Genomic DNA, 21098 nt, shown 5'->3' on the forward strand with positions numbered 1-21098 from the left:
CGGTATGCCGGCTTTTTTAACGTTTCGGAGGTCTGTATCCCGCATCACGTGCCTCCTGTTCTGTGCAGAACCAACGGGCGACGTTTTTCGTGCGGTCATAATATGTACTTCCCGGTGTATGATAAATATGGTTGACGCTTCCTTTAATTTTGCACTCCTGTGTGCTTTCACCGCTGCTTTTCTTAGCGGCGGGCGCGCTGTGTGACGTTCCGGCCTGAGCGGTGGTGTTCTTTTCTTTTACAGTGGCTTCGGCACTGCCGCTTTTTTCTTCAGCCTTGGCCAGTTTTTCTGATAGCGATTTTGTTTTTTTCGTAAGCGAGTCTTTTTCTTTTGTCAGTTTTTCGTTTTCTTTTTTTAATGTGTCATTCTCCGTTTTGACTGCCTTCAGTTTTTCATTTGCTTGATTGAGCTGCTGCTTTAATGCGGTTTGCTCCTTTTGTACAGCGCTGTGTTCAGTTTTCAGTTCCTGAAGCTCGGTTGTCAGGTCCTCTGTTTTTGTCTCATCGACGGCATATGTTTCCTCATCGTAATAAGGAAGAGAGATGATCAGGAGGAGAAGTCCGCCTGCAAAACAAGGATAAAAGAGTTTTCTGGAAAATTTTTTGCCTGGAGAAAAGATTCTTCTGATAAAATGAAAGGCAAGATAGCAGATGGAAAAAATGAAGGATAAAAACCCGATCAGCATGATAGATTCCATAATTCGTCTCCTTTCGTGTTTGATAACTATATTTTAGCTTAAAAAGAAAAAAATGTTTATACTAAAAAATTTCTTGCAAATCTAAATATTCAAACGTAAAATAGAGAAATCATTTAAAAACCGAATATGCAGCTTATAAAGAGAGATGGAGGGACTGGCCCGGCGAAATCTCAGCAACCTGCAGCAGAGCAAGGTGCTAAATCCAGCAGAATGTCAGGCGCATTCTGAAAGATAAGTTGAACAACTCTTTCAGGCGGCTGAAAGAGTTTTTTTATTTTGGAGGAGGAGATATACATGAACAAGTTATTAAAATGGACTTTTGCGCTGGGACTGGCCTTGAGCCTGGCGCTTCTGGCCGCGTGCGGAAACAATGCTGAAAGCGACGGTAAAACGATCAAAATAGGCGCTACTGCAGGACCGTATTACGATATGGTCAAAAAAGCGATTCAGCCTGAACTTGAGAAAAAAGGCTACAAAGTTGAAGTTGTCGAATTCACCGATTATGTACAGCCGAACACGGCATTAAGCGAAGGCGAACTCGACGCCAATTTGTTTCAGCATGAGGTTTTTATGAAATCATACAATCAAGAAAACAATAAACATCTTGCGGCGCTCATTTCTGTGCCGACCGCTCCGATGGGTCTCTATTCTGCCAAATATAACGACTTGAACGATGTCAAAAACGGGGCGGAAGTGGCTGTTCCAAACGATCCAGCCAATGCCGCCAGGGCATTCTTAACGCTTCAGGATCAGGGGCTGATTCGGCTGAAAAGCGATGTCGACACATTGAAAGCCTCTGTCCAGGATATTGCGGAAAATTCGAAAAAGCTGACATTTAAACAGCTTGAATCCGCCAATCTTCCAAGAGCTGTCGATGACCTGGATATCGCGGCTGTCCCGGGCAATTTCGCTCTCTCCGCCAATATGAAGCTGCAGGACGCGCTGGCGCTTGAGAACATGCCCGACCGCTACCGCAATCAAGTGGTAGTGGATGAAAAAAACAAAAACAAGCCATTCGCCGAAGATCTCAAAGAAGCGGTCAAATCCAAAGCTTTTGAAGATGCGATTGATCGGGAGTTCGCCGGTTTCGGAAAGCCGAAATGGATGACGCAATCATAAAAAAATTCCCCCTTTAAAAAGGGGGTTTTTTATGTTGAAAATCGAAATCGTGTCAATTGAAAAAAATGGGCAAAACGAATAGAATCTAGAGGGAATGCTAAAGAGAAAGAAGGAAACGCTATGCCGCGCACATTATGGCTTTTGGTCATCGGAATGTTTATCAATGTCACAGGGGCATCTTTTTTATGGCCGCTGAATACCATTTATATCCATCAGCATTTGGGAAAGTCGCTGACAGCGGCCGGATTTGTGCTGATGCTGAACTCAGGGGCAAATGTGCTGGGCAACCTGTTCGGGGGATATCTATTCGATAAAATCGGCGGATTTAAAACGGTCGTTCTTGGAATTGTGATTACATTTGCGAGCCTTTCAGGCCTCGTCTTTTTTCACGATTGGTTCCAATACATTCTTTTCTTAACATTGGCCGGTTTTGGATCAGGTATCGTGTTTCCGGCATGCTATGCAATGGCCGGCTCAGTTTGGCCGGAAGGCGGCAGAAAGCCGTTCAATGCTGTATACGTGGCGCAAAATGCAGGGGTGGCAGTCGGTTCAGCGCTCGGCGGAATTGTCGCGTCTTTTTCATTTACGTATGTTTTTCTGGCGAATGCGATGCTGTATGCCGTCTTTTTCATGATTGCGATTTTCGGATTTAGGCGCATCCGCTCTGAAAAAGCCATGCAGTCTTCTGTTTTGGATCATGCCGATTCAGTCAGCGGGAAATCGAGATTTTCCGCGCTTTTGGTTATATGTACGGGCTATCTGCTCGGCTGGGTCGCTTATTCGCAATGGTCCTCGACCATCGCTTCACACACCCAGGAGCTGGGGATATCTCTTGGGCAGTACAGCGTGCTTTGGACAGTGAACGGTGCGCTCATTGTTTTCGGCCAGCCGCTGATCGGTTTTTTTGTGAAACGGTTTGCCGAATCGCTGAAAAACCAAATCGTGATCGGATTTGTCATTTTTATGATGGCATACGGAATTTTGTTTGGCGCTGAACGGTTTCCGGCGTTTCTTGCCGCGATGGTTGTGCTGACCATTGGCGAAATGCTTGTATGGCCGGCTGTGCCGACAATCGCAAACCGTCTCGCTCCGAGGGGGAAAGAAGGGTTTTATCAAGGGTTTGTCAACAGTATGGCGACTGGCGGAAGAATGATCGGGCCGCTTTTTGGCGGAATGCTGGTTGATTATTTCAATATGCAGCTTTTGCTCGCGGTTCTGCTCGTATTGCTGCTGATCGCAATAGGAACGGCGTTTTTATACGACAGGAAGGAAAAGCAGCTCTCCGCTCAATCAGATGCATGAGTGATATAGAAAAAATAGGTAATTGTAATTATGCGAAAATGAATCGAAGGAATCAAGATTATCAACCAAATCTTCACATATAATGGAAGAAACAAGCTTTTTTTCTTCTCAGACAGAACACATTTTCTGTATGGTAGTATCGAATATCATCGCAAGGGGTCTAGGGGGGGCTGCTCGATGGCCTGAAGTCGCTTGACTAAACTAAGGGCTTTAGGAAGGTGATGAAGATGCTGCATCAAGTTTTGGTTGCTTGTTTGATTGGAGGGATTATGGGGGTTCTCGGGCACGTTAAAAAAAGAGGACGCCTCGAGAAACCGAGAACAACGAAACGATTCATTTACCTTGGATTTTTTGAAGATATTCTTGTCGGAATGGTTGCTTCTATTTTGCTTGTTTTATCTGCGGAGCCTGATTCTGGAATTCAGCTTGTCGTTTTATCGATCATTGCCGGCTACGGCGGTGAAGCTGTATTGAGAAGCTTTGACTTTGTCAGAGAACAGCAGGCAAATGTACAGAACTCCGAACGGCAAAACAAATCTCCACACGATTAAGATCCTCACTCTTACCCTTTTTTCAGCACATTCCCATTGTATACAAACCTGCTTGCACTTATGAACAGAATTCTATAAAATACAGATAAGATTACGGTTACGGCAAGAACAGTGAAGAGGAGCAGTAAGAAGCCCATTTTGTTTCAGAGAGTTGACGGCTGGTGAAAGTCAATCAAATGAGCTTCCGAACTCGCCTCAGAGTTGCAGCAGTGATGAGCTGCTGCCGCGTATCTGCGTTACAGATATCAAGTGAGTGTGCCGCATGCACACTAACAAGGGTGGTACCGCGGGAAATCTCTCGTCCCTTCTTAGGGATGGGAGAGTTTTTTTGATTTTAGAATAATCTGAATATAACGCTGCCAGTCCCGTCCATACTTGAAGACAAAGAAGCCGTACTCATATTCAAAGGAGGTTTTTACAATTGAGTTTTGACCATCAAACAATCGAGAAAAAGTGGCAGGACTATTGGCTGAAAAATAAAACGTTTGCCACGCGTGAAGATAAATCGAAACCGAAATTTTATGCATTGGACATGTTTCCGTATCCGTCAGGCGCAGGCCTTCACGTCGGACACCCTGAAGGCTATACGGCGACCGACATTTTGTCCCGCATGAAACGGATGCAAGGGTACAATGTCCTCCATCCGATGGGCTGGGATGCATTCGGTCTTCCTGCGGAACAATATGCGCTGGATACGGGAAACGATCCTGCCGTCTTTACCGAGCAGAACATTGCCAACTTCCGCCGTCAGATCAGAGCGCTCGGCTTTTCGTATGACTGGGACAGAGAAGTCAATACAACAGATCCGGACTACTATAAATGGACGCAGTGGATTTTCTTAAAGCTTTACGAAAAAGGTCTCGCTTATGTAGATGAAGTCCCTGTAAACTGGTGTCCTGCGCTTGGAACCGTTCTTGCCAATGAAGAAGTTATCGACGGCAAAAGCGAACGCGGCGGCCATCCTGTAGAACGCCGTCCAATGAAGCAGTGGATGCTGAAGATTACCGCTTATGCCGACCGCCTGCTTGAAGATCTGGAAGAACTCGACTGGCCGGAAAGCATTAAAGAGATGCAGCGCAACTGGATCGGCCGTTCCGAAGGGGCGCATGTTCATTTTGCGGTCGACGGCACAGACGAAACGTTTACGGTTTTCACAACGCGGCCTGACACATTATTCGGTGCGACATATGCCGTTTTGGCTCCGGAGCACGATTTGGTTCAAAAAATCACGACACCTGAACAGAAAGACGCAGTCGATGCCTATATCGAAGAAGTTCAATCAAAGAGCGACTTGGAGCGGACAGACCTTGCGAAAACAAAAACAGGCGTCTTCACAGGTGCTTATGCGGTCAATCCGGCAAACGGGGAAAAAATTCCGGTCTGGATTGCGGACTATGTCTTGGCTACATACGGGACCGGGGCGGTCATGGCGGTTCCTGCCCATGATGAGCGGGACCACGAATTCGCATCTGCATTCGGGCTGCCGATCAAAGAAGTCGTCAAAGGCGGAGATGTTGAGAAAGAAGCATATACAGGCGACGGCGAACACATTCATTCAGACTTTCTGAACGGCCTTGATAAAGCGGCTGCGATCGAAAAAATGATCCAGTGGCTTGATGAAAACGGAAAGGGCGAGAAAAAGATAACATACCGCCTCCGCGATTGGTTGTTCAGCCGTCAGCGCTACTGGGGCGAGCCGATCCCGGTCATCCATTGGGAAGACGGCACATCGACTCCGGTTCCTGAAGAAGAGCTGCCGCTGATCTTGCCGAAAACGTCGGAAATCAAACCGAGCGGAACGGGTGAGTCTCCTCTTGCGAACATTAAAGAATGGGTGGAAGTGACAGATCCTGAAACAGGCAAAAAGGGAAGACGCGAAACGAATACGATGCCGCAATGGGCGGGAAGCTGCTGGTACTTCCTGCGCTACATCGATCCGAAAAACCCGAACGAACTGGCTTCCCCTGAAAAATTAAAGGAATGGCTTCCTGTCGATATGTATATTGGAGGGGCGGAACACGCCGTTCTGCACTTATTGTATGCGCGCTTCTGGCATAAATTCCTTTATGACATCGGGGTCGTTCCGACGAAAGAGCCGTTCAAACAGCTTTATAACCAAGGAATGATTCTTGGTGAAAACAACGAAAAAATGAGCAAATCGAAAGGCAATGTCGTCAATCCGGACGAAATAGTGGAGACGCATGGCGCGGACACGCTCCGGCTGTACGAAATGTTCATGGGGCCTTTGGATGCATCGATCGCCTGGTCAACGACAGGACTTGACGGCGCCCGCCGCTTCCTTGACCGCGTATGGCGTCTGTTCATCGATGACAATGGCGGGTTAAACGAGAAGATCGTTGAAGGAGCCGGCGAAACGCTTGAGCGCGTCTACCATGAAACGGTCATGAAAGTGACAGACCATTTCGAAGGTCTGCGTTTCAATACAGGTATTTCTCAGCTGATGGTCTTCATCAATGAAGCATATAAAGCTGATCAGCTTCCGAAAGAATACATGGAAGGCTTCGTGAAATTGCTGTCTCCTGTCGCGCCTCATTTAGCTGAAGAGCTGTGGAGCCGACTTGGACATGAGGAAACGATCACGTATGAAGCATGGCCTGTCTATGATGAAGCAAAGCTCGTTGATGACGAAGTCGAAATCGTCGTTCAGCTGAACGGAAAGGTGAAAGCGAAGCTGAACGTTCCAGCCGACGCTGACAAAGAACAGCTTGAAGAGCTGGCGAAAAACAATGAAAAAGTAAAAGAACAGCTCGAAGGAAAAACGATCAGAAAAGTGATCGCTGTACCTGGAAAGCTTGTCAATATTGTCGCAAATTAATGGCGAAAGCCCCTTCAATCCGAAGGGGCTTTTTTGTCATTCCGCCGAAAGGATGAAAATATTTCAGCCGTTCGCTTCGTTTCAAATGATCCATGACCGCTTAAAATGGGAAAAAGGAGATGATGATGATGCATTTTTCCGATTTTTCCGCCGTACAGGTCAGAATCGCCCGGCCTACAGACCGTTTTGACGAAATCGTTGCGTTTTACGAAAAGGGGCTGGGCCTGAAAAAGCTTGGCGGTTTTTCCGGACATCAAGGGTATCGTGGTGTCATGTTCGGCCTGCCGAATGTCCAATATCACCTTGAATTCACCTCCCATATCGGAGGCAGCCCTTGCCCGGCACCGACCAAAGACAATCTGCTCGTCTTTTATATTCCTGATCAGAAGGAAATCAAGAGCATTTTAAAAAGGCTTGCTGGCATGGGCCATCAGGAAGTGCCGCCAGAAAATCCGTATTGGAAGGACAAAGGGGCAACGGTGGAAGATCCGGACGGCTGGCGGATCGTGCTGATGAATACCGAAGGCATTTAGATATAGGAACGTTCTGCCTGTGCCCAGTCTCTTGCTTTCGTGCGGACGATATCTGTAAAGACCGCCATTGCAGGAGAAAGCCATTTGTTTTTATGATAAGCCATTTGAGTGGAAAACAGGGCGTCGCGGACCAGCGTGCCCTGAAGCTTTCCTTCTTCGATATCAGTGCGCGTTGTGATCAAAGGAAGAAGGGATACGCCTAAACCGCACATCACGCACTGTTTAATCGCTTCGACACTCCAAAACTCCATCGTATGGTCGGCAATGACTCCCCTTTGACGTAAATACTCCTCAAAAAAATCACGGTAGCTGCAGCCGTGCTCCGTATATAAAAACGTTTCATTTGCGGTAAAAGTCAAATCATCAAGGGCCTTTTGTCCTGCCGGGTGTTCCTTGGGAAAGATGAACACCATCGGCTCATTGACCAGCTTTTCAACATGAAGGTCGTTTTCTTTCCGATCGTTGTCCAAAAGAAAAGCGACATCGATTTTTCCCTGCTTCAATTCGTCTCTCAGCTGCCAGCACGTGGAAGACTTTAATGTGACCGTGACCTGCGGATATTTGTTAGTAAATTCGTGAAGAATGGCAGGCAATCTGTAAACCGTTAAAGATTCCGAGGCGCCGATGATCAAGTTTCCCGACGGCTCCTGGTCGTTTTCCGGAATGTGCCTCGCTTTTTCATACAGTTCGACCATTTCTGCGGCATAAGGGAGAAGGTGTTTTCCCGCTTCCGTCAGCATCATTTTTTTCCCCAGCCTGTAGAACAGCGGCTTTCTTAATTCTTGTTCGATTGCTTGAACGTGCGAAGTCACAGTGGACTGCGCATATCCCAAATAATCGGCAGCACGGGTAAAACCGCCGATATCGACGATGGTTTTGAATGTTTTCAAATGTCGGATCTCCATCTCGTCATCCCCCTTTTTTATCTTATATCGAAAAATTCGAAGTTGCAGATCGATAATATCTATTTTACTGATGAATTAAACAAGATTACAATCATTTTAAACGACTTTGCGAAAGGATTGTATCAGTATGAGAGAAAAAAAGCTTGGCCCTTTATTATTAAGCGGGCTGATGACGGGACCCATTTTAGGATCCGGAATCATTCTGCTGCCGCCGATGATTCATCAGACAGCGGGGGACTATGCGATTTTTGCATGGCTGTTGATGTTGGGAATCGGTTTTTTATTTGCCTGGATTTTTGCCAGATTGAGCGTCGAGTATCCGAATGATGCCGGGATTGCCTATGCGGCTGAAAAAGCGTTCGGTTCCCGTGTTAAAAAGTTGGCAGTCTTTTATTTTATTATGGCTGCGAGCTTCGGCCCCGCCGCCGTATTAATGACGGCCGGCGAATATATTCATTCTCTTGCGGCCGGTACGGCATTCCCTGCCGAACTGTACGGCTTCATTTTTTTTATCTTTTGTATGGCAGTTCTTTGCTTTAATCTTTCATTTGTCGGCATGGTTGCACTCATTTTCTCCACTGCCGCGGCCCTCATCCTGTTTGGAAGCAGCGCGGCTTCTGTGCCTTACTTCCGTGAGGGGCCGCTCGTAGACGGAAACTTTCAGTTTGCTGATTTTGGCCGCGGATTGCTGCTGCTGTTCTGGGCATTGGTCGGATGGGAAATCGTCGGCAACTACAGCATGGAAGTGAAAAACCGCGGGAAAACGATTCCCCGGGCCGTCGTGATCAGCAGCCTGACGGTAACGATCATATATGTGGCGACTGCGGCAGCTGTTCAATGGATTGATCCGGGATTCTTTGCAAACGGACAATTGAAGCTGGCGATGATGCTGACGCCGTTGTTCGGATCTTTTGCATTGCCGGTGATCGCAGTGCTCACCGCTGTCCTCTGCATGTGCGCTTATTTTCAGGTGACAGGCGGAGCAGCCAGGCTGGTGGCATCGCAGGCCGGCGGGCTGTTTGCCTGCAGATCAAGGGGAAATCAGCCGATGGCTGCGCTGGGGCTTATGTTTTTCATCCATACCGTCGTTTTCGTCTGCCTGATGTTTCACTTTCTTAATGTTGAGACGCTGGTCCTGATCGCAAACGCCTTTTTCATCTGCAACTCGCTGTGCGGTCTTGCCGCTGCTTACAAGCTGCTATCCGGCCGCGTTTACAAAATAGGCTGCCTCTTTCTCATAGGGTGCTTCTCACTGCTTCTTTTGTTTTCATCACCCTGGGTCTTACTGTTTATCATGCTTGCCAGCGCCTTGGTTGTAGTGAACTTCCGTCAACTTATCATCTGGAAAAAGGTAAAACGCCCTTTCAAATCGTATTAATGAATCAAACGAAAAAAGAAAGGGGAACACGATGCGCAGTCAACTTTTCAAACTGCTCGGCGATTTGCCGGGGAAAAAAAGCATTGATGTAAGCACTCTTAAAATTGAAGAAAAGTCATCTTTTATTCTCGAAACGCTTTTGCTTGATTTAAACGGAATTGAAGCGGTGCCGGCCTATTTTGCAAAACCGAAACAGATGAACGGCAAGCGGCCGGCCGTGCTTTACTGTCATTCACACGGAGGACGTTACGAAAGGGGAAAGGAGGAGCTGATTGAAGGAGCGGATTACTTGGAAATGCCGCCGTTCGCCGAGGAATTGACGGCCTTGGGATTTTCCGTGCTTGCGATTGACCATTGGGCTTTCGGAGACAGGCGCGGCAAAACGGAGAGTGAGATATTTAAAGAAATGCTTTGGACAGGGCGGGTGATGTGGGGAATGATGGTCTTCGACAGCATCAGAGCCATCGATTACCTGAGCATGCGGGAGGACATAGACGAAAGCCGCATCGCTTCACTCGGCATGTCGATGGGAGGCCTGATGGCCTGGTGGACTGCTGCAATGGATGAGCGGGTCAGCGTATGCGTTGATATATGCGCGCAGGTGGACAGCGAAACATTAATCAAGACGCAGAATTTGGACCGTCACAATCTCTATTCGTATGTTCCAGGGCTGGTCAAGTACTTTTCAACCGCTCAAATCGAAAGCCTGATCGCTCCAAGGCCTCATTTAAGCCTCGTCGGAACCGCAGATAAACTGACGCCTGTTCAAGGGATTGACCTCATTGAAGAAAAGCTGTCTGATGTGTATAAAGAAAAAGGCGCCGGTGAACGCTATGAAGTGTTTCGCTCTCATTCCGGACACTTCGAGACAGCCGGAATGAGGCATAAAGCAATCGGTTTCTTAAAAACATGGCTGTAAACCAGGAGGTGAATCACTGTGAAAAAGGTGACGATCATCGGAGGGAACGGCACGGTCGGCCGCGTATTAGCGGGCGGATTGGCAGGCGAAGGATATGAGGTTACAGTGCTGGATCTAAAAGAACCTGATGAAAAGCCGGCTGTCCGCTTTGTCCGGGTGGATGCGACAGATTACAATGAAGTCGTGAAAAGCATTCCTCTGAATACGGATGCGGTGATCAACCTTTTAGCTGTCAAGCCGTCGGGCGATTTGCTTGATCGGCGGGAGTTTGAGAAAATGACGGATATCTTTTTTAAAGCGACATATACGATTTTGCGGGCGGCGGCGGAGCTCGGCGTGCCGAAGGTGGTTTTTGCAAGCAGCAACCATGTGACAGATGTGTATGAAAAGGACGGCGATTCTCTGCTGGGGAGGCAGATCAACACGGATGACTACCCGCAGTCGAAAAGCTTGTACGGCTTGCTAAAATTGGCGTCCGAAAATCTCGGCTACCTTTTCTCGCACCAATTAGACGCCAAGGTTTCCGTGATCAATCTGCGGATCGGGACAGCCGCTGAAAATGAGCAAGAAACGCTGCGCGCAAAACCGAGGAGCAAAAAAACGCTGTTATCCCACCCCGACCTCATCGGGATTTTTAAAGCAGCAATCGAATCCGGCAAAACATATGGTACATATTATGCTGTCAGCGACAATAAGGGGCGGCCGTGGTCGATCGATTCCGCCATTCGGGAACTGGGGTTCAAACCGAAAGTCAGCGCCTCAGACATCCTTGATGAAGACTGACGTATCATCTTCTAAGGTGATGATCTTTTTCTCCGCTTTTCTGATCCTGCTTAAAAAATGATTATAGACGCTCTCCTTTCTGTTTGCTACATTTTAGACACGATATCGTAATATTTTGACAGCGCTTACAAGGAGGGGGAAATGACGATCAGGCATTCTGCTGGAAGCCGCATGTTTGACATATTGAATTATTCATTTTTAACAGGGTTCGGATTGGTTTGTGTGGTGCCGTTCATCCATGTTATTGCAGCCTCTTTCGCGACAGTTGAAGAGGTTATTTCAAAAAAGTTTATCTTAATACCGACGACTTTTTCGCTGGATGCGTACAGGTATATTTTTTCAACTGACATTGTGTACAGAAGCTTAATCATTTCTATTCTTGTCACAGCCGCTGGAACGGCGGTCAGCATGTTTCTATCCTCTTTAATGGCATACGGGTTGTCGAGAAGGGAGCTGATGGGAAGGCGCGTCCTCATGTTCTTGGTCGTGTTCACGATGCTGTTTAGCGGAGGGATGATCCCGACCTTTCTCGTGGTAAAATCGCTCGGATTGCTCGATACCTATTGGTCTCTGATTCTTCCGACGGCTATCAATGCGTTTAACTTGATCATTTTAAAGAACTTTTTTCAAAACATACCATCAAGCCTCGAGGAATCCGCCAAAATCGACGGCTGCAATGACATCGGCATTTTTTTCCGCATCATTCTTCCGTTGTCTTTGCCGGCGATTGCGACAATTTCGCTGTTTTACGCCGTCACCTATTGGAATACGTACATGCAGGCGATTCTGTATTTGAGCGATGCGACAAAATGGCCGATACAAGTTTTGCTTCGCCAGATTGTCATCGTATCAAGCGGTATGCAAGGGGATATGACGGAGATGGGAGCAGCCGCAGCGCCGCCGGAACAAACGATCAAAATGGCGGTCATTGTCGTTGCAACCATACCGGTGCTGCTCGTGTATCCGTTTATTCAAAAGCACTTTGCAAAAGGCGCTCTTTTAGGGTCAATTAAAGGATAAAAACGGAGGGGACAATATGGGGAAAAAATGGCTGATCGCGGTTTTTGCGTTCGCGCTTTTAGCCGGCGGACTGCTTGGCTGTTCGAACAGCGGAGCTGATCAGGCTTCTACAAAGGATGAGAAAGTCGACCTGAACTCGCCTTTGGACTTGAGCTGGATGGTAATCCTTTATCATCAGCAGCCGCCGAAAGATACGGCGATTAAAAAAATCGAGGAGCTCACCAATACAAAGCTCGATTTAATGTGGGTGCCTGATGCGGTAAAAGAAGACCGCTTAAACTCAGCGCTCGCAGCCGGAAACCTGCCGAAAGTCGTCACCATTCAGGACATTAAAAATTCATCTGTCATGAATGCATTCAGGTCGGGGATGTTTTGGGAGGTCGGTCCTTATTTAAAGGATTATCCGAATTTAAGCAAGATGAACAAGCTGATCAATAAAAACGCTTCGATCGACGGAAAGCTTTACGGCATTTACAGGGAGCGCCCGTTATCAAGACAGGGGGTTGTCATCCGTAAAGACTGGCTTGACAACCTTGGGCTCGAAATGCCGAAGACGGTTGATGAACTTTACGAAACAGCGAAGGCATTTACAGAAAAAGATCCTGACCAAAACGGAAAGACCGATACGATCGGCTTTGCCGACAGAAACGATTTGATCTACGGCGCCTTTAAAACATTGGGGTCCTATATGGGCATGCCGACTGACTGGGAGGAAAAAGACGGCAAGTTCACACCTGACTTCATGACAAAAGAGTACATGGATACGATGAAATATATGAAAAAACTGTATGATGAAGGGCTGATCAACAAAGACTTCCCGGTGACGAGCAAAACGCAGCAGCAGGAGATGTTTTCACAAGGGAAAGCCGGCATTTATGTCGGAAATATGGTCGATGCCGTCAATTTAAGAGACCAGTCTGTCGATGATAAAATGGAGCTTGAGATCATCAATCGGATCAAAGGGCCGGACGGAAAGGAACGCGTCTGGGCATCAGGCGGGCATAACGGAATCTTTGCCTTCCCGAAAACAAGCGTCAAAACAGAAAAAGAGCTGAAGAGGATTCTGGCCTTTTTCGACCGGATCGCCGAAGAGGATGTTTACAGCCTGATGACTTACGGGATCGAAGGGGTTCACTATAAAAAAGAAGGGGAAAAACAATTCAAACGAATGGATGAAAAACTGAAAGACTGGCAGGCGGAAATCCAGCCCCTCGTCTCTCTCGTCGGCATTGATAAACAGTATTTGAAAAATACGGGAGATCCGCTCCGTACAAAATATGAGGAGCTGACAGAGGACAATAATGAGCTCATCGTCTCAAATCCGGCCGAAAGCTTGTACTCACCGGTCGCATCTGAAAGAGGCGATGAACTGCAAAAGATCATTAATGATGCCACATATCAATTCATCCTCGGCAAAACGGATGAAAGCCAGTTCGAGAAAGCGGTTGAAAAATGGCGGACGAACGGCGGAGATCAAGTCATAGAAGAATATGAGGAGTCATTTAAAAAAGCGGAAAAATAGAAGACAATCCCGGGAAGCCGGGATTGTCTTTTTATGCCGAATGATTTTTCAGCTCGCGGTATTTGCCGGGCGTGATTCCCTCCAGTTTTTTAAATGAGCGGATGAAATTCTGCGGATTTTTGTATTTCAGTTTTTGGGAAATTTCTTTTACGGACAGCGTCGTTTCCGTCAGCCAGTTTTTCGCGATATGATGCCTGTAGGATGACAAGTATTCGCTGAACGATATTTTCATTTCTTTCCTGAAGATGCTGCTTAAATAGTTGGGGTTGTAATGAAGCCTTCCTGCGATCGATTCGAGCGTCAAGTCCGTGTCGAATTCCTGCTGGATAATATGGACGATTTTTTCTGAGATGTTTTTGTATTGCGATTCTTCTCTGATGCTGAGTGTATCGATCATTTTGACGATAATCTGCGCGTTCAGCCAGCTTTCGATCTCCTCGATCGTCGTCAGCTCAAAGACGTCGTCGTACAGCATCGTATTTTCGTTCGGTTCAAAAATCTCGATTCCGAGCAAATGCATAAATTCAATCAAGTTGTTCAAGAGCCTTGCAATCGCTACCTGGCAGTGATGCGGATTCATGTTTTCAGAACAAATCGATTCAAGGAGAAGATGAAGCTGTTCGGCCGCTTGTTTACGGTTGCACGTTTTAATGGCTTCAAACAGTTCATTTTGGATCTGCTTTGGAAATTGGGTTAAAAACGCTTTGTTGCGGTCAAGATGCTCATAGAAAATCACCGCGTGTTTTCCTGATTTCAGACGGTATGTCAACGCTTCAAGCCCTTCCAAATAAGCGCGCTTTGACATTGCAAGGCTTGTAAACGGCTGGCTGATGCCGATGCTGACGAACAATCCAAGCTCTTCATGAATTTTATCCCTGATGGATGATGCGGTATGTTCCAGGTCTTCCTGAAACCTGTCCAGCGGCTGTCCGCGGTTCAGGATGATGATGGTCTGCGTTTTATCAATGACAACCGGAGGGAGGCGCTTATTCTTGGGCACAAATCGTTCGACAAGACTGTTGATCGCAAACAGCAGGACATCAAGATCCTTTTTTTCATATGACGTGTCTTTCAATGTATCAATTTGCAGGGCAAAAACGGACAGGTGGCTCCAATCTTCAGGGAAGCCGAGCCCTGTAAAACGGTCTTTGATTTCTTCTTCGCTCAGCTTGCCGAGCAAAAGCCTTGTTAAAAAATACTGCTTCAGCTGGGTGACCTGCTGTTCGACGCGGACCTTCAGATCATGGTTTTTATTTTTCATCTCTTTAATATTCCGTTCAATCAGTTCAAATTCGTTTTTCGGATTCTCTTGGCCCGAATCAGCCCCTGCAGAAAAGCCTGAGACGGATTCGTACAAAACCTTGATCGGCCTGTAAAAATGACGTGAACCAAACCAGGAAAATAGATATGAAAGCGCTAACAAAATGACGCAGGTCGTAAACGTGAACCAGCCGATTGATGCCGTCTGCTGATAAAGTTCCGGAATGGTCGTTAATGAAATGTATATCCAATTATTGTAATCTGATTTCTGGTATGTAATGTTATAGGCAGTGTCGCTGACTGTTGTATCAAACTGGCCGTTTTTGTCCTGGTGCAGGTGGATCGTTTTGAAATAATCCTCTTGTTTGATCGATTGCCCAATCATTGACGGGTCTGAGTGAAGGATGATCCGTCCGTTGTCATCAAGCACCATCATGCTGTTTGTTTTTGAATGATGAGGCATGCGCTTGACAAGTGAACAAGAAGGAATGCTCGCGATCGCAAGGCCTCTGTTTTCCATGCTGTTGAGAGGAAGCTGTTTGACCAGATTGACGTTGTACAGGCAGTTGCCCGAAGCCCCTTCTTTTGTGGCGACAAGATCGTTGTTTTTTTCAAGCACCCAGCTGGAACGGCTTTTTAAAGCGTTGTAAAGCGAGATCGTGATGGCTTGTTTTCCCTGATCTAAAGGATATAAACCGGAATTGTTGATATACCACTTTTTTTCTTGGCTGATCAGCGTGATATCCGACAGATCGGTATCGAATGTCTGCAGTTCGTTTAATTCCTTGTTGATTTGGTTATACAGCTGAAAGCGTTCTGGTGTAATGGTGCGGCTGAGTGTCTGAATTAAAGGATAGGAACGGACGTAATTGGTGAAGGAATGGTCAACCGTTTTTAAAATATGCTCGATATTTAGCTGTGTCTGGCCAACGGTTTGGAGCTTTTCGTTTGTAACGTTTTGTTCAATGGTTTCCGCTGATCTCTGATAGGAAAAAAAGCCGACGATGATGACTGGAATGGTGCTGAGAACGAGAAAGAAGGTCACCAGCTTATAGTAAAACTTATATTGTTTTCTCTTCATAAATTCCCCCCCAACAAATCTTCGTTTGAGATGTTCATATATAATTAATTCGACTTTTGTGTGAATTTGTCAATAATCATTTTCTAACCATCGTTTCATTTTATTAGGTTTTGCCGGCTGCCGGGCGAGGTGCGGCCGATGTGAAGATATGATTGTAGATTTATTTTTTCATGGTGGGATAAAGTGAAAGCAAACATCACGAAGGGAGGCCGTTTATGAAAGCAGCCGATGTCCAGACCGGAAAAAATCCGGCCCATATTGTTGAAAAAAAACGAAAGACGCGTTTTTGGGAAAAGCTTCTGCAGCAAAAATATTTATATTTGATGATTCTGCCGGGACTGATTTATTTTTTGCTTTTTAAGTATGTGCCGATGTGGGGGATTGTCATAGCGTTTCAGGATTACCAGCCGTTTCTCGGCATAACGGGGAGCGAATGGGTGGGTTTTAAGCATTTTGAAAGGCTGTTTACCGAACCGACGTTTTTTATGCTTCTGAAGAATACATTGATTTTGTTTTTCCTCAATCTTGTTGTATTCTTTCCAATACCGATTATTTTGGCGCTTTTATTGAATGAAGTCAGAGTCGCATTGTTCAAAAAGTTTGTCCAGACGCTGATCTATATTCCGCATTTTATGTCATGGGTTATTGTCGTATCGCTTTCATTCGTCCTGTTGACGGTTGACGGAGGATTGATCAATGAGATTATCGCCTACTTCGGCGGAGAAAAGATCAACTTTTTGTTGAATGAAAACTGGTTCAGGCCGATGTACATTCTCCAGGTCATCTGGAGGGAAGCCGGCTGGTCGACGATCATTTATTTGGCGGCGATTACCGCTGTCGATCCGCAGCTTTACGAAGCGGCGAAAATGGACGGGGCCAATCGCCTGAGGAGGATGTGGCATGTCACACTACCTGCGATCAGAAGCGTCATCGTTGTTTTGCTGATCTTGAAAATCGGCGATACGCTCGAACTCGGCTTTGAGCATGTGTATCTGCTTTTGAATGCAACGAACCGCGAAGTGGCCGAGATCTTTGATACGTATGTATACACGGCCGGATTAAAGCAGGGGCAGTTCAGCTACAGTACAGCCGTCGGTTTATTTAAAGCAGCTGTCGGTCTCACTCTTGTCATATTTGCAAACAGGATGGCGAAGAAATTTGGAGAAGAAGGAATATATTAATATTTTTTGATGAAAGGAATTGAATGACATGAATCAATCTCTCATCACAAAAACGCCTCTTTACATTGCCGAAGAAGCTGCCAAAACAATGATGAAAGCGTATACACCAGTAGAGCTGCCGCCGGCCGGACGCTGGCACTACCATCAGGGCGTATTTCTGTGCGGACTGATTCGCCTCTGGGAAGAGACGGGGCAAGAAGCATACTTCAAATATGTAAAAGAATACGCCGATGAGCTCATTGACGGCTGCGGGAATTTTTATTTCAGGAGGGATGAACTGGACGCCATACAAGCCGGACTTATCCTTTATCCTTTGTATGATGAAACGGGCGATGAACGCTACCGTAAAGCCGCCAAAAAGCTGAAGGGCCTTTTTGAAACGCTGAATCAAACAGAAGAAGGCGGGTTTTGGCATAAAGATAAATATCCTTACCAAATGTGGCTTGACGGGTTGTACATGGGGGGGCCTTTCGCACTTAAGTATGCAAGAGCGTTCAATGAGCCTGAACTGTACGATATGGTCATCCTCGAGGAAAAACTGATGAGAAAACATACGAAAGACTCCAGGACGGGATTATATTATCATGCGTGGGATGAAAAGAGGGAAATGCCTTGGGCCGACCCCGTTTCAGGCTGTTCTCCCGAATTTTGGGGAAGGTCAATCGGCTGGTACGCGCTTGCACTGAGCGATATGATCGAACTGCTCCCGCAGGGGCATGACACAAGACAGGAGTGGACCCGGGCGCTTCAAGAGATGGTCAAAAGCATTGCCGATTTTCAAGATGAACGCACAGGGTTATGGCACCAGGTTGTCGATAAAGGCGGACTTCCGGATAATTGGCTTGAAAGCTCCTGCTCGTGTTTGTATATGTACGCGATGACGAAAGGAGCTCGCATGGGATATATCGATTCATCATATATTGATAGAGCCGCAAAGGCTTTCAAAGGACTCGTCGAAGAGAAAATCGAGCTGAGTGCAAAAGAAGGATTGCTTTTAAAAGATATTTGCGTCGGAACTTCTGCAGGGACATACGATTATTATGTCGGGCGGGAAAAAAGCACCAACGATCTTCACGGTGTCGGCGCATTGATCATGGCTCTTGTAGAACTCGAAAAGACCGGCCGTTTTTCCCGCGAGGAAGCGAAGTGAAGAACTTCGCTTTCTCCGTCCTTCTATTTGCAGCAGTGCTTCTCCTTTCCTCATGCGGAAAGGATGGTAGCCGGGGAACAGACGTATTGATCTTTTCGGATGCATCGGCTGAAATAAAGGAAAACGTCCAGCGCGCTGCCGGGAAAGAACAGCTCAACATCACCGTTTTCCCGGCTGCATCGGAAAAACTTCTAGTTGAAATTGCGGCGAAAGAAGGAGATCTGTTTATCGTTCCAGAAGACATGTTTAAACCTTTTTACGATCCCGAAGGACTTCAGCCATTGAATGTTGCTTCGGAAGAAAAAGAGCCGTACAGCGCTCCGGACAAAAACGGGGACGTACAGCTGTATGCGGCTGTCATTGAAAAAGGAGAAAAACGTTTGAACGGCTATACGTTTCAGCTGAATACAGACATGGCAGCTTTCATACCGGTCTATGCGAAGAAAACCCCTGAAGCGATGGAACTCATCGAAGCGCTTCGCTGAAAATGAAAGGGGGAGGAACCGATGAAAACATATGCGATATGCGGTCTGAGCGGCCGCGCTTTTAACATGTTTATTGAGCCTCTAGTGGGAAAATACGGGGAAGAACACCGCATCGCTGCGCTCCTGGACAGCGATCCGCTAAGGGAAGAAGTCTGCAAAGACAGGTTTCCGGCGCTTCGTCCTGTCCCGTTTTTCGAGGAGAAAGCGTTTACCGAGATGCTTGACAAAATCAAGCCGGACGCCATTATTGTAGCAGGCCGTGATGATACGCATGTCCGCTATATATTGGGCGCTTTACAGGCGGATATCGATGTGGTCACTGAAAAGCCGATGGTGACAACGGCACGGGATGCGGCAGCCGTGTTAAAAGCCGAAGCTGAGAGCAAAGGAAAAGTGACTGTAACGCTTAATTACCGCTGCAATCCGTACCACCGTAAGATCAAAGAGCTGATACTTGAAGGAAAGCTCGGCACGATTACGTCGGTTGACTTGAACTGGTACATCGATACGTATCACGGCGCAAGCTATTTTAAACGCTGGAACAGGATGAGAGCATACTCCGGCGGACTTTCCGTCCATAAGTCAACCCATCATTTCGACCTTGTCAATTGGTGGCTTGCTCAAACGCCCCGCGAGGTTTTTGCCTATGGCGGCCTGTACTACTACGGACCCGGCGGCGAAATGAATCCTGAAAAAGGTGAAAAACGCTATTGCGGAACATGCCATGTCAAGAAGAAGTGCCGCTATTATATGAGGTGGCAGGCAGGCGACCCGCAGGACGATCATGTCAAGACCAACGAAAGCCGGCATCTGCTCTATACCGATTACAGGCCTGACGCGTGTATTTTCGATGAAGAAATCGATATCGAGGATACGTATGCAGCCGTTTTGAAATACGACAAAGGGGCGCTGCTGAATTACTCCGTTCATTTTTCAGCCCCGTATGAAGGCTACCGGCTTGCTATAAACGGGACAAAGGGAAGGCTTGAAACGCAGGAATATCATGCGCCGGCAAGGGTTCCATTTGAAGTTTCCGAACAGACCATCGATTATTATCCGCTGTTTGAATCGAAAGAAACGATTCGCGTCGTCAGGCAGCCCGGCGGGCATGGCGGAGGAGATCCGCTGCTTTTGGAAGAGCTGTTTGGCGGAGGAGACCCGTTGAGGAATTACGACATTCTGGCCGGTGCCGAAGCAGGCGCCTATTCAATTGCAGCCGGCGAGGCATTGTGGCGCTCCATCAAAGAAAAAAAGCCGATAGGAATCAGTGAACTTCTGTATACCCGGCAATATACATAAAGGGGGGGGATTCGTGGAACAAAGTGTTTCCATGGGAAGGGTGCTGAGCTTTTGTGATTGGGTGCTGAAGTTTTTTTACGCCAATCTGCTGTGGTTTGTTTTTACGATGCTCGGCCTTGGCGTCTTCGGGTTTATGCCGGCGACGACTGCATTGTTTTCCGTGATGAGAAAATGGATTATGGGCAAAACCGATATTCCGATATGTAAAACGTTTTGGCAGGCGTACCGCAGCGAGTTTTTTCGTTCCAACGTCATCGGTCTTATTCTGGCGGCGGTTGGCATCATCATTTATGTTGACCTTGCTTTTATTTATCCGGAGCATTTCCTATTGCACGTTCTCCGGTTCGTCATTATGATTTTTGGGTTTTTGTTTTTGATTATGCTGTTTTATATGTTCCCGCTGCTCGCCCATTTCGATTGGAAGAAGCGGATGTATTTTAAGTTTTCGCTGATTCTGGGCATATCGTATTTACAGTATACATTAACGATGATGGCGGTCACTGCCGTGCTTTATATCGCTTTTGCCTTTCTGCCCGGAATCGTTCCTTTTTTCAGCGCCAGCCTGCTCAGCTATGCGGTCATGTGGCTGGCATATCAAGTATTGAAAAAAGCGGAAGCCACAGAACAGGGGGAAACCGTCATCACGACAAGACACACCTGACCCTTTGCTTCAGGTGTGATGAGAGGAGATGGCTCATATGAGTGAAGAATTTGAAAAACGATATCTTCACTGGATTGATCAAGCCGTAAAGGAGAGCGAAAAGAAAGACGACTTCAAGTCCCTCCCTGGTTTTGGAAAACCGCTCAGCAAAGAGGCGCTCGAGGGGGATGCGCTTTCGTCAACTCTAAAAAACGCCCGTTATCTGCCGGAGTGGCTGAAGCTGCAAAAGGAAATTAAACAAGAGATTGAAAAAGCGATCAAATCGCATCAGCGCGAATCGCTGATCGATGCCATCAACCTAAAAATTAAAAAATACAACCTCACCTGTCCGAACCAATTCCAAAAAGGCCTTGTTTCAGCCAAAAACCTCGAAAGCCAGCTCAAATATTGGAGCTGACGCCATTCCTTGCACTTAT

19 protein-coding genes, 1 riboswitch and 1 other annotated feature are annotated in these 21098 nt (G+C 46.8%); of the genes, 16 read left to right on the top strand and 3 right to left on the bottom strand.

Annotated features, from left to right (window positions below; all coding sequences use genetic code 11):
* Nucleotides 1-16 precede the first annotated feature (16 nt).
* Complete coding sequence (locus QMZ64_RS17910; RefSeq protein ID WP_265625879.1) at nt 17-697, bottom strand: sunset domain-containing protein; 681 nt, start codon at nt 695-697, stop codon at nt 17-19.
* Between the two features lie 130 nt (nt 698-827).
* Nucleotides 828-935, top strand: a riboswitch (SAM riboswitch).
* 56 nt (nt 936-991) lie between these two features.
* Here QMZ64_RS17910 and QMZ64_RS17915 point away from each other — a divergent pair.
* From QMZ64_RS17915 to QMZ64_RS17935, 5 genes are all read left to right on the top strand, one after another.
* Nucleotides 992-1816, top strand: coding sequence for a MetQ/NlpA family ABC transporter substrate-binding protein (locus tag QMZ64_RS17915; RefSeq protein ID WP_265625880.1), 825 nt, complete (start codon nt 992-994; stop codon nt 1814-1816).
* Nucleotides 1817-1936: 120 nt separating this feature from the next.
* Nucleotides 1937-3118, top strand: a complete 1182-nt coding sequence (locus tag QMZ64_RS17920; protein WP_243944351.1) for an MDR family MFS transporter — start codon at nt 1937-1939, stop codon at nt 3116-3118.
* A gap of 221 nt (nt 3119-3339) precedes the next feature.
* On the top strand, nt 3340-3669 hold the full coding sequence (locus QMZ64_RS17925) for a DUF4257 domain-containing protein (RefSeq protein ID WP_016885609.1): 330 nt from the start codon (nt 3340-3342) through the stop codon (nt 3667-3669).
* A gap of 102 nt (nt 3670-3771) precedes the next feature.
* Nucleotides 3772-3978: a binding site (T-box leader), on the top strand.
* Between the two features lie 112 nt (nt 3979-4090).
* Entirely contained in the window at nt 4091-6505 is a 2415-nt protein-coding gene (gene leuS / locus QMZ64_RS17930; RefSeq protein WP_265625882.1) for a leucine--tRNA ligase, read from the top strand.
* Nucleotides 6506-6630: 125 nt separating this feature from the next.
* Complete coding sequence (locus QMZ64_RS17935) at nt 6631-7038, top strand: VOC family protein (protein ID WP_301441504.1); 408 nt, start codon at nt 6631-6633, stop codon at nt 7036-7038.
* Here QMZ64_RS17935 and QMZ64_RS17940 read toward each other — a convergent pair.
* Nucleotides 7035-7943: a LysR family transcriptional regulator gene (locus tag QMZ64_RS17940; RefSeq protein WP_265625884.1), complete on the bottom strand. Its 909-nt coding sequence runs from the start codon at nt 7941-7943 to the stop codon at nt 7035-7037. The two genes, QMZ64_RS17935 and QMZ64_RS17940, sit on opposite strands and share 4 nt — an antisense overlap.
* Before the next feature lie 127 nt (nt 7944-8070).
* Between QMZ64_RS17940 and QMZ64_RS17945 the strand changes: the two genes are divergently transcribed.
* The 5 genes from QMZ64_RS17945 (at nt 8071) to QMZ64_RS17965 (ending at nt 13565) form a co-directional block, all read left to right on the top strand.
* The gene (locus QMZ64_RS17945; protein ID WP_301441500.1) at nt 8071-9321 is read left to right on the top strand and encodes an APC family permease; all 1251 of its coding nucleotides are present in this window, start codon (nt 8071-8073) and stop codon (nt 9319-9321) included.
* 31 nt (nt 9322-9352) lie between these two features.
* Complete coding sequence (locus tag QMZ64_RS17950) at nt 9353-10240, top strand: dienelactone hydrolase family protein (RefSeq protein WP_265625887.1); 888 nt, start codon at nt 9353-9355, stop codon at nt 10238-10240.
* 18 nt (nt 10241-10258) lie between these two features.
* Nucleotides 10259-11023, top strand: a complete 765-nt coding sequence (locus QMZ64_RS17955) for an NAD-dependent epimerase/dehydratase family protein (protein ID WP_265625888.1) — start codon at nt 10259-10261, stop codon at nt 11021-11023.
* 141 nt (nt 11024-11164) lie between these two features.
* Nucleotides 11165-12043 (top strand): carbohydrate ABC transporter permease, encoded by an 879-nt coding sequence (locus QMZ64_RS17960; protein ID WP_265625889.1) that lies wholly within the window; start codon nt 11165-11167, stop codon nt 12041-12043.
* Between the two features lie 16 nt (nt 12044-12059).
* Nucleotides 12060-13565 carry an extracellular solute-binding protein gene (locus QMZ64_RS17965; protein ID WP_265625890.1) on the top strand — a complete coding sequence of 502 codons (1506 nt, stop codon included), beginning with the start codon at nt 12060-12062 and terminating at the stop codon, nt 13563-13565.
* Nucleotides 13566-13596: 31 nt separating this feature from the next.
* On the opposite strand, the gene QMZ64_RS17970 is transcribed toward QMZ64_RS17965, so the two are convergent.
* Nucleotides 13597-15906, bottom strand: a complete 2310-nt coding sequence (locus QMZ64_RS17970) for a helix-turn-helix domain-containing protein (protein ID WP_265625891.1) — start codon at nt 15904-15906, stop codon at nt 13597-13599.
* Between the two features lie 215 nt (nt 15907-16121).
* On the opposite strand from QMZ64_RS17970, the gene QMZ64_RS17975 reads away from it, so the two are divergent.
* From QMZ64_RS17975 to QMZ64_RS18000, 6 genes are read left to right on the top strand one after another with little or no spacing between them, the layout of a single operon-like run.
* Entirely contained in the window at nt 16122-17087 is a 966-nt protein-coding gene (locus QMZ64_RS17975; protein ID WP_265625893.1) for an ABC transporter permease, read from the top strand.
* 28 nt (nt 17088-17115) lie between these two features.
* A complete protein-coding gene (locus tag QMZ64_RS17980) occupies nt 17116-18237 on the top strand; it encodes a glycoside hydrolase family 88/105 protein (RefSeq protein WP_265625895.1) in 1122 nt (373 codons plus the stop codon).
* Entirely contained in the window at nt 18234-18722 is a 489-nt protein-coding gene (locus tag QMZ64_RS17985) for a lipoprotein YteS (protein ID WP_301441501.1), read from the top strand. The genes QMZ64_RS17980 and QMZ64_RS17985 overlap by 4 nt, the downstream gene beginning before the upstream one ends.
* 21 nt (nt 18723-18743) lie before the next feature.
* Entirely contained in the window at nt 18744-20021 is a 1278-nt protein-coding gene (locus tag QMZ64_RS17990; protein WP_265625897.1) for a Gfo/Idh/MocA family oxidoreductase, read from the top strand.
* Between the two features lie 13 nt (nt 20022-20034).
* On the top strand, nt 20035-20682 hold the full coding sequence (locus QMZ64_RS17995) for a YesL family protein (protein ID WP_265625898.1): 648 nt from the start codon (nt 20035-20037) through the stop codon (nt 20680-20682).
* Between the two features lie 37 nt (nt 20683-20719).
* A complete protein-coding gene (locus tag QMZ64_RS18000) occupies nt 20720-21079 on the top strand; it encodes a DnaJ family domain-containing protein (RefSeq protein ID WP_265625901.1) in 360 nt (119 codons plus the stop codon).
* The last annotated feature ends 19 nt before the right edge of the window (nt 21080-21098 follow it).

Source organism: Bacillus sp. LB7 (genome assembly GCF_030449715.1).
GTDB lineage: Bacteria > Bacillota > Bacilli > Bacillales > Bacillaceae > Bacillus > Bacillus paralicheniformis.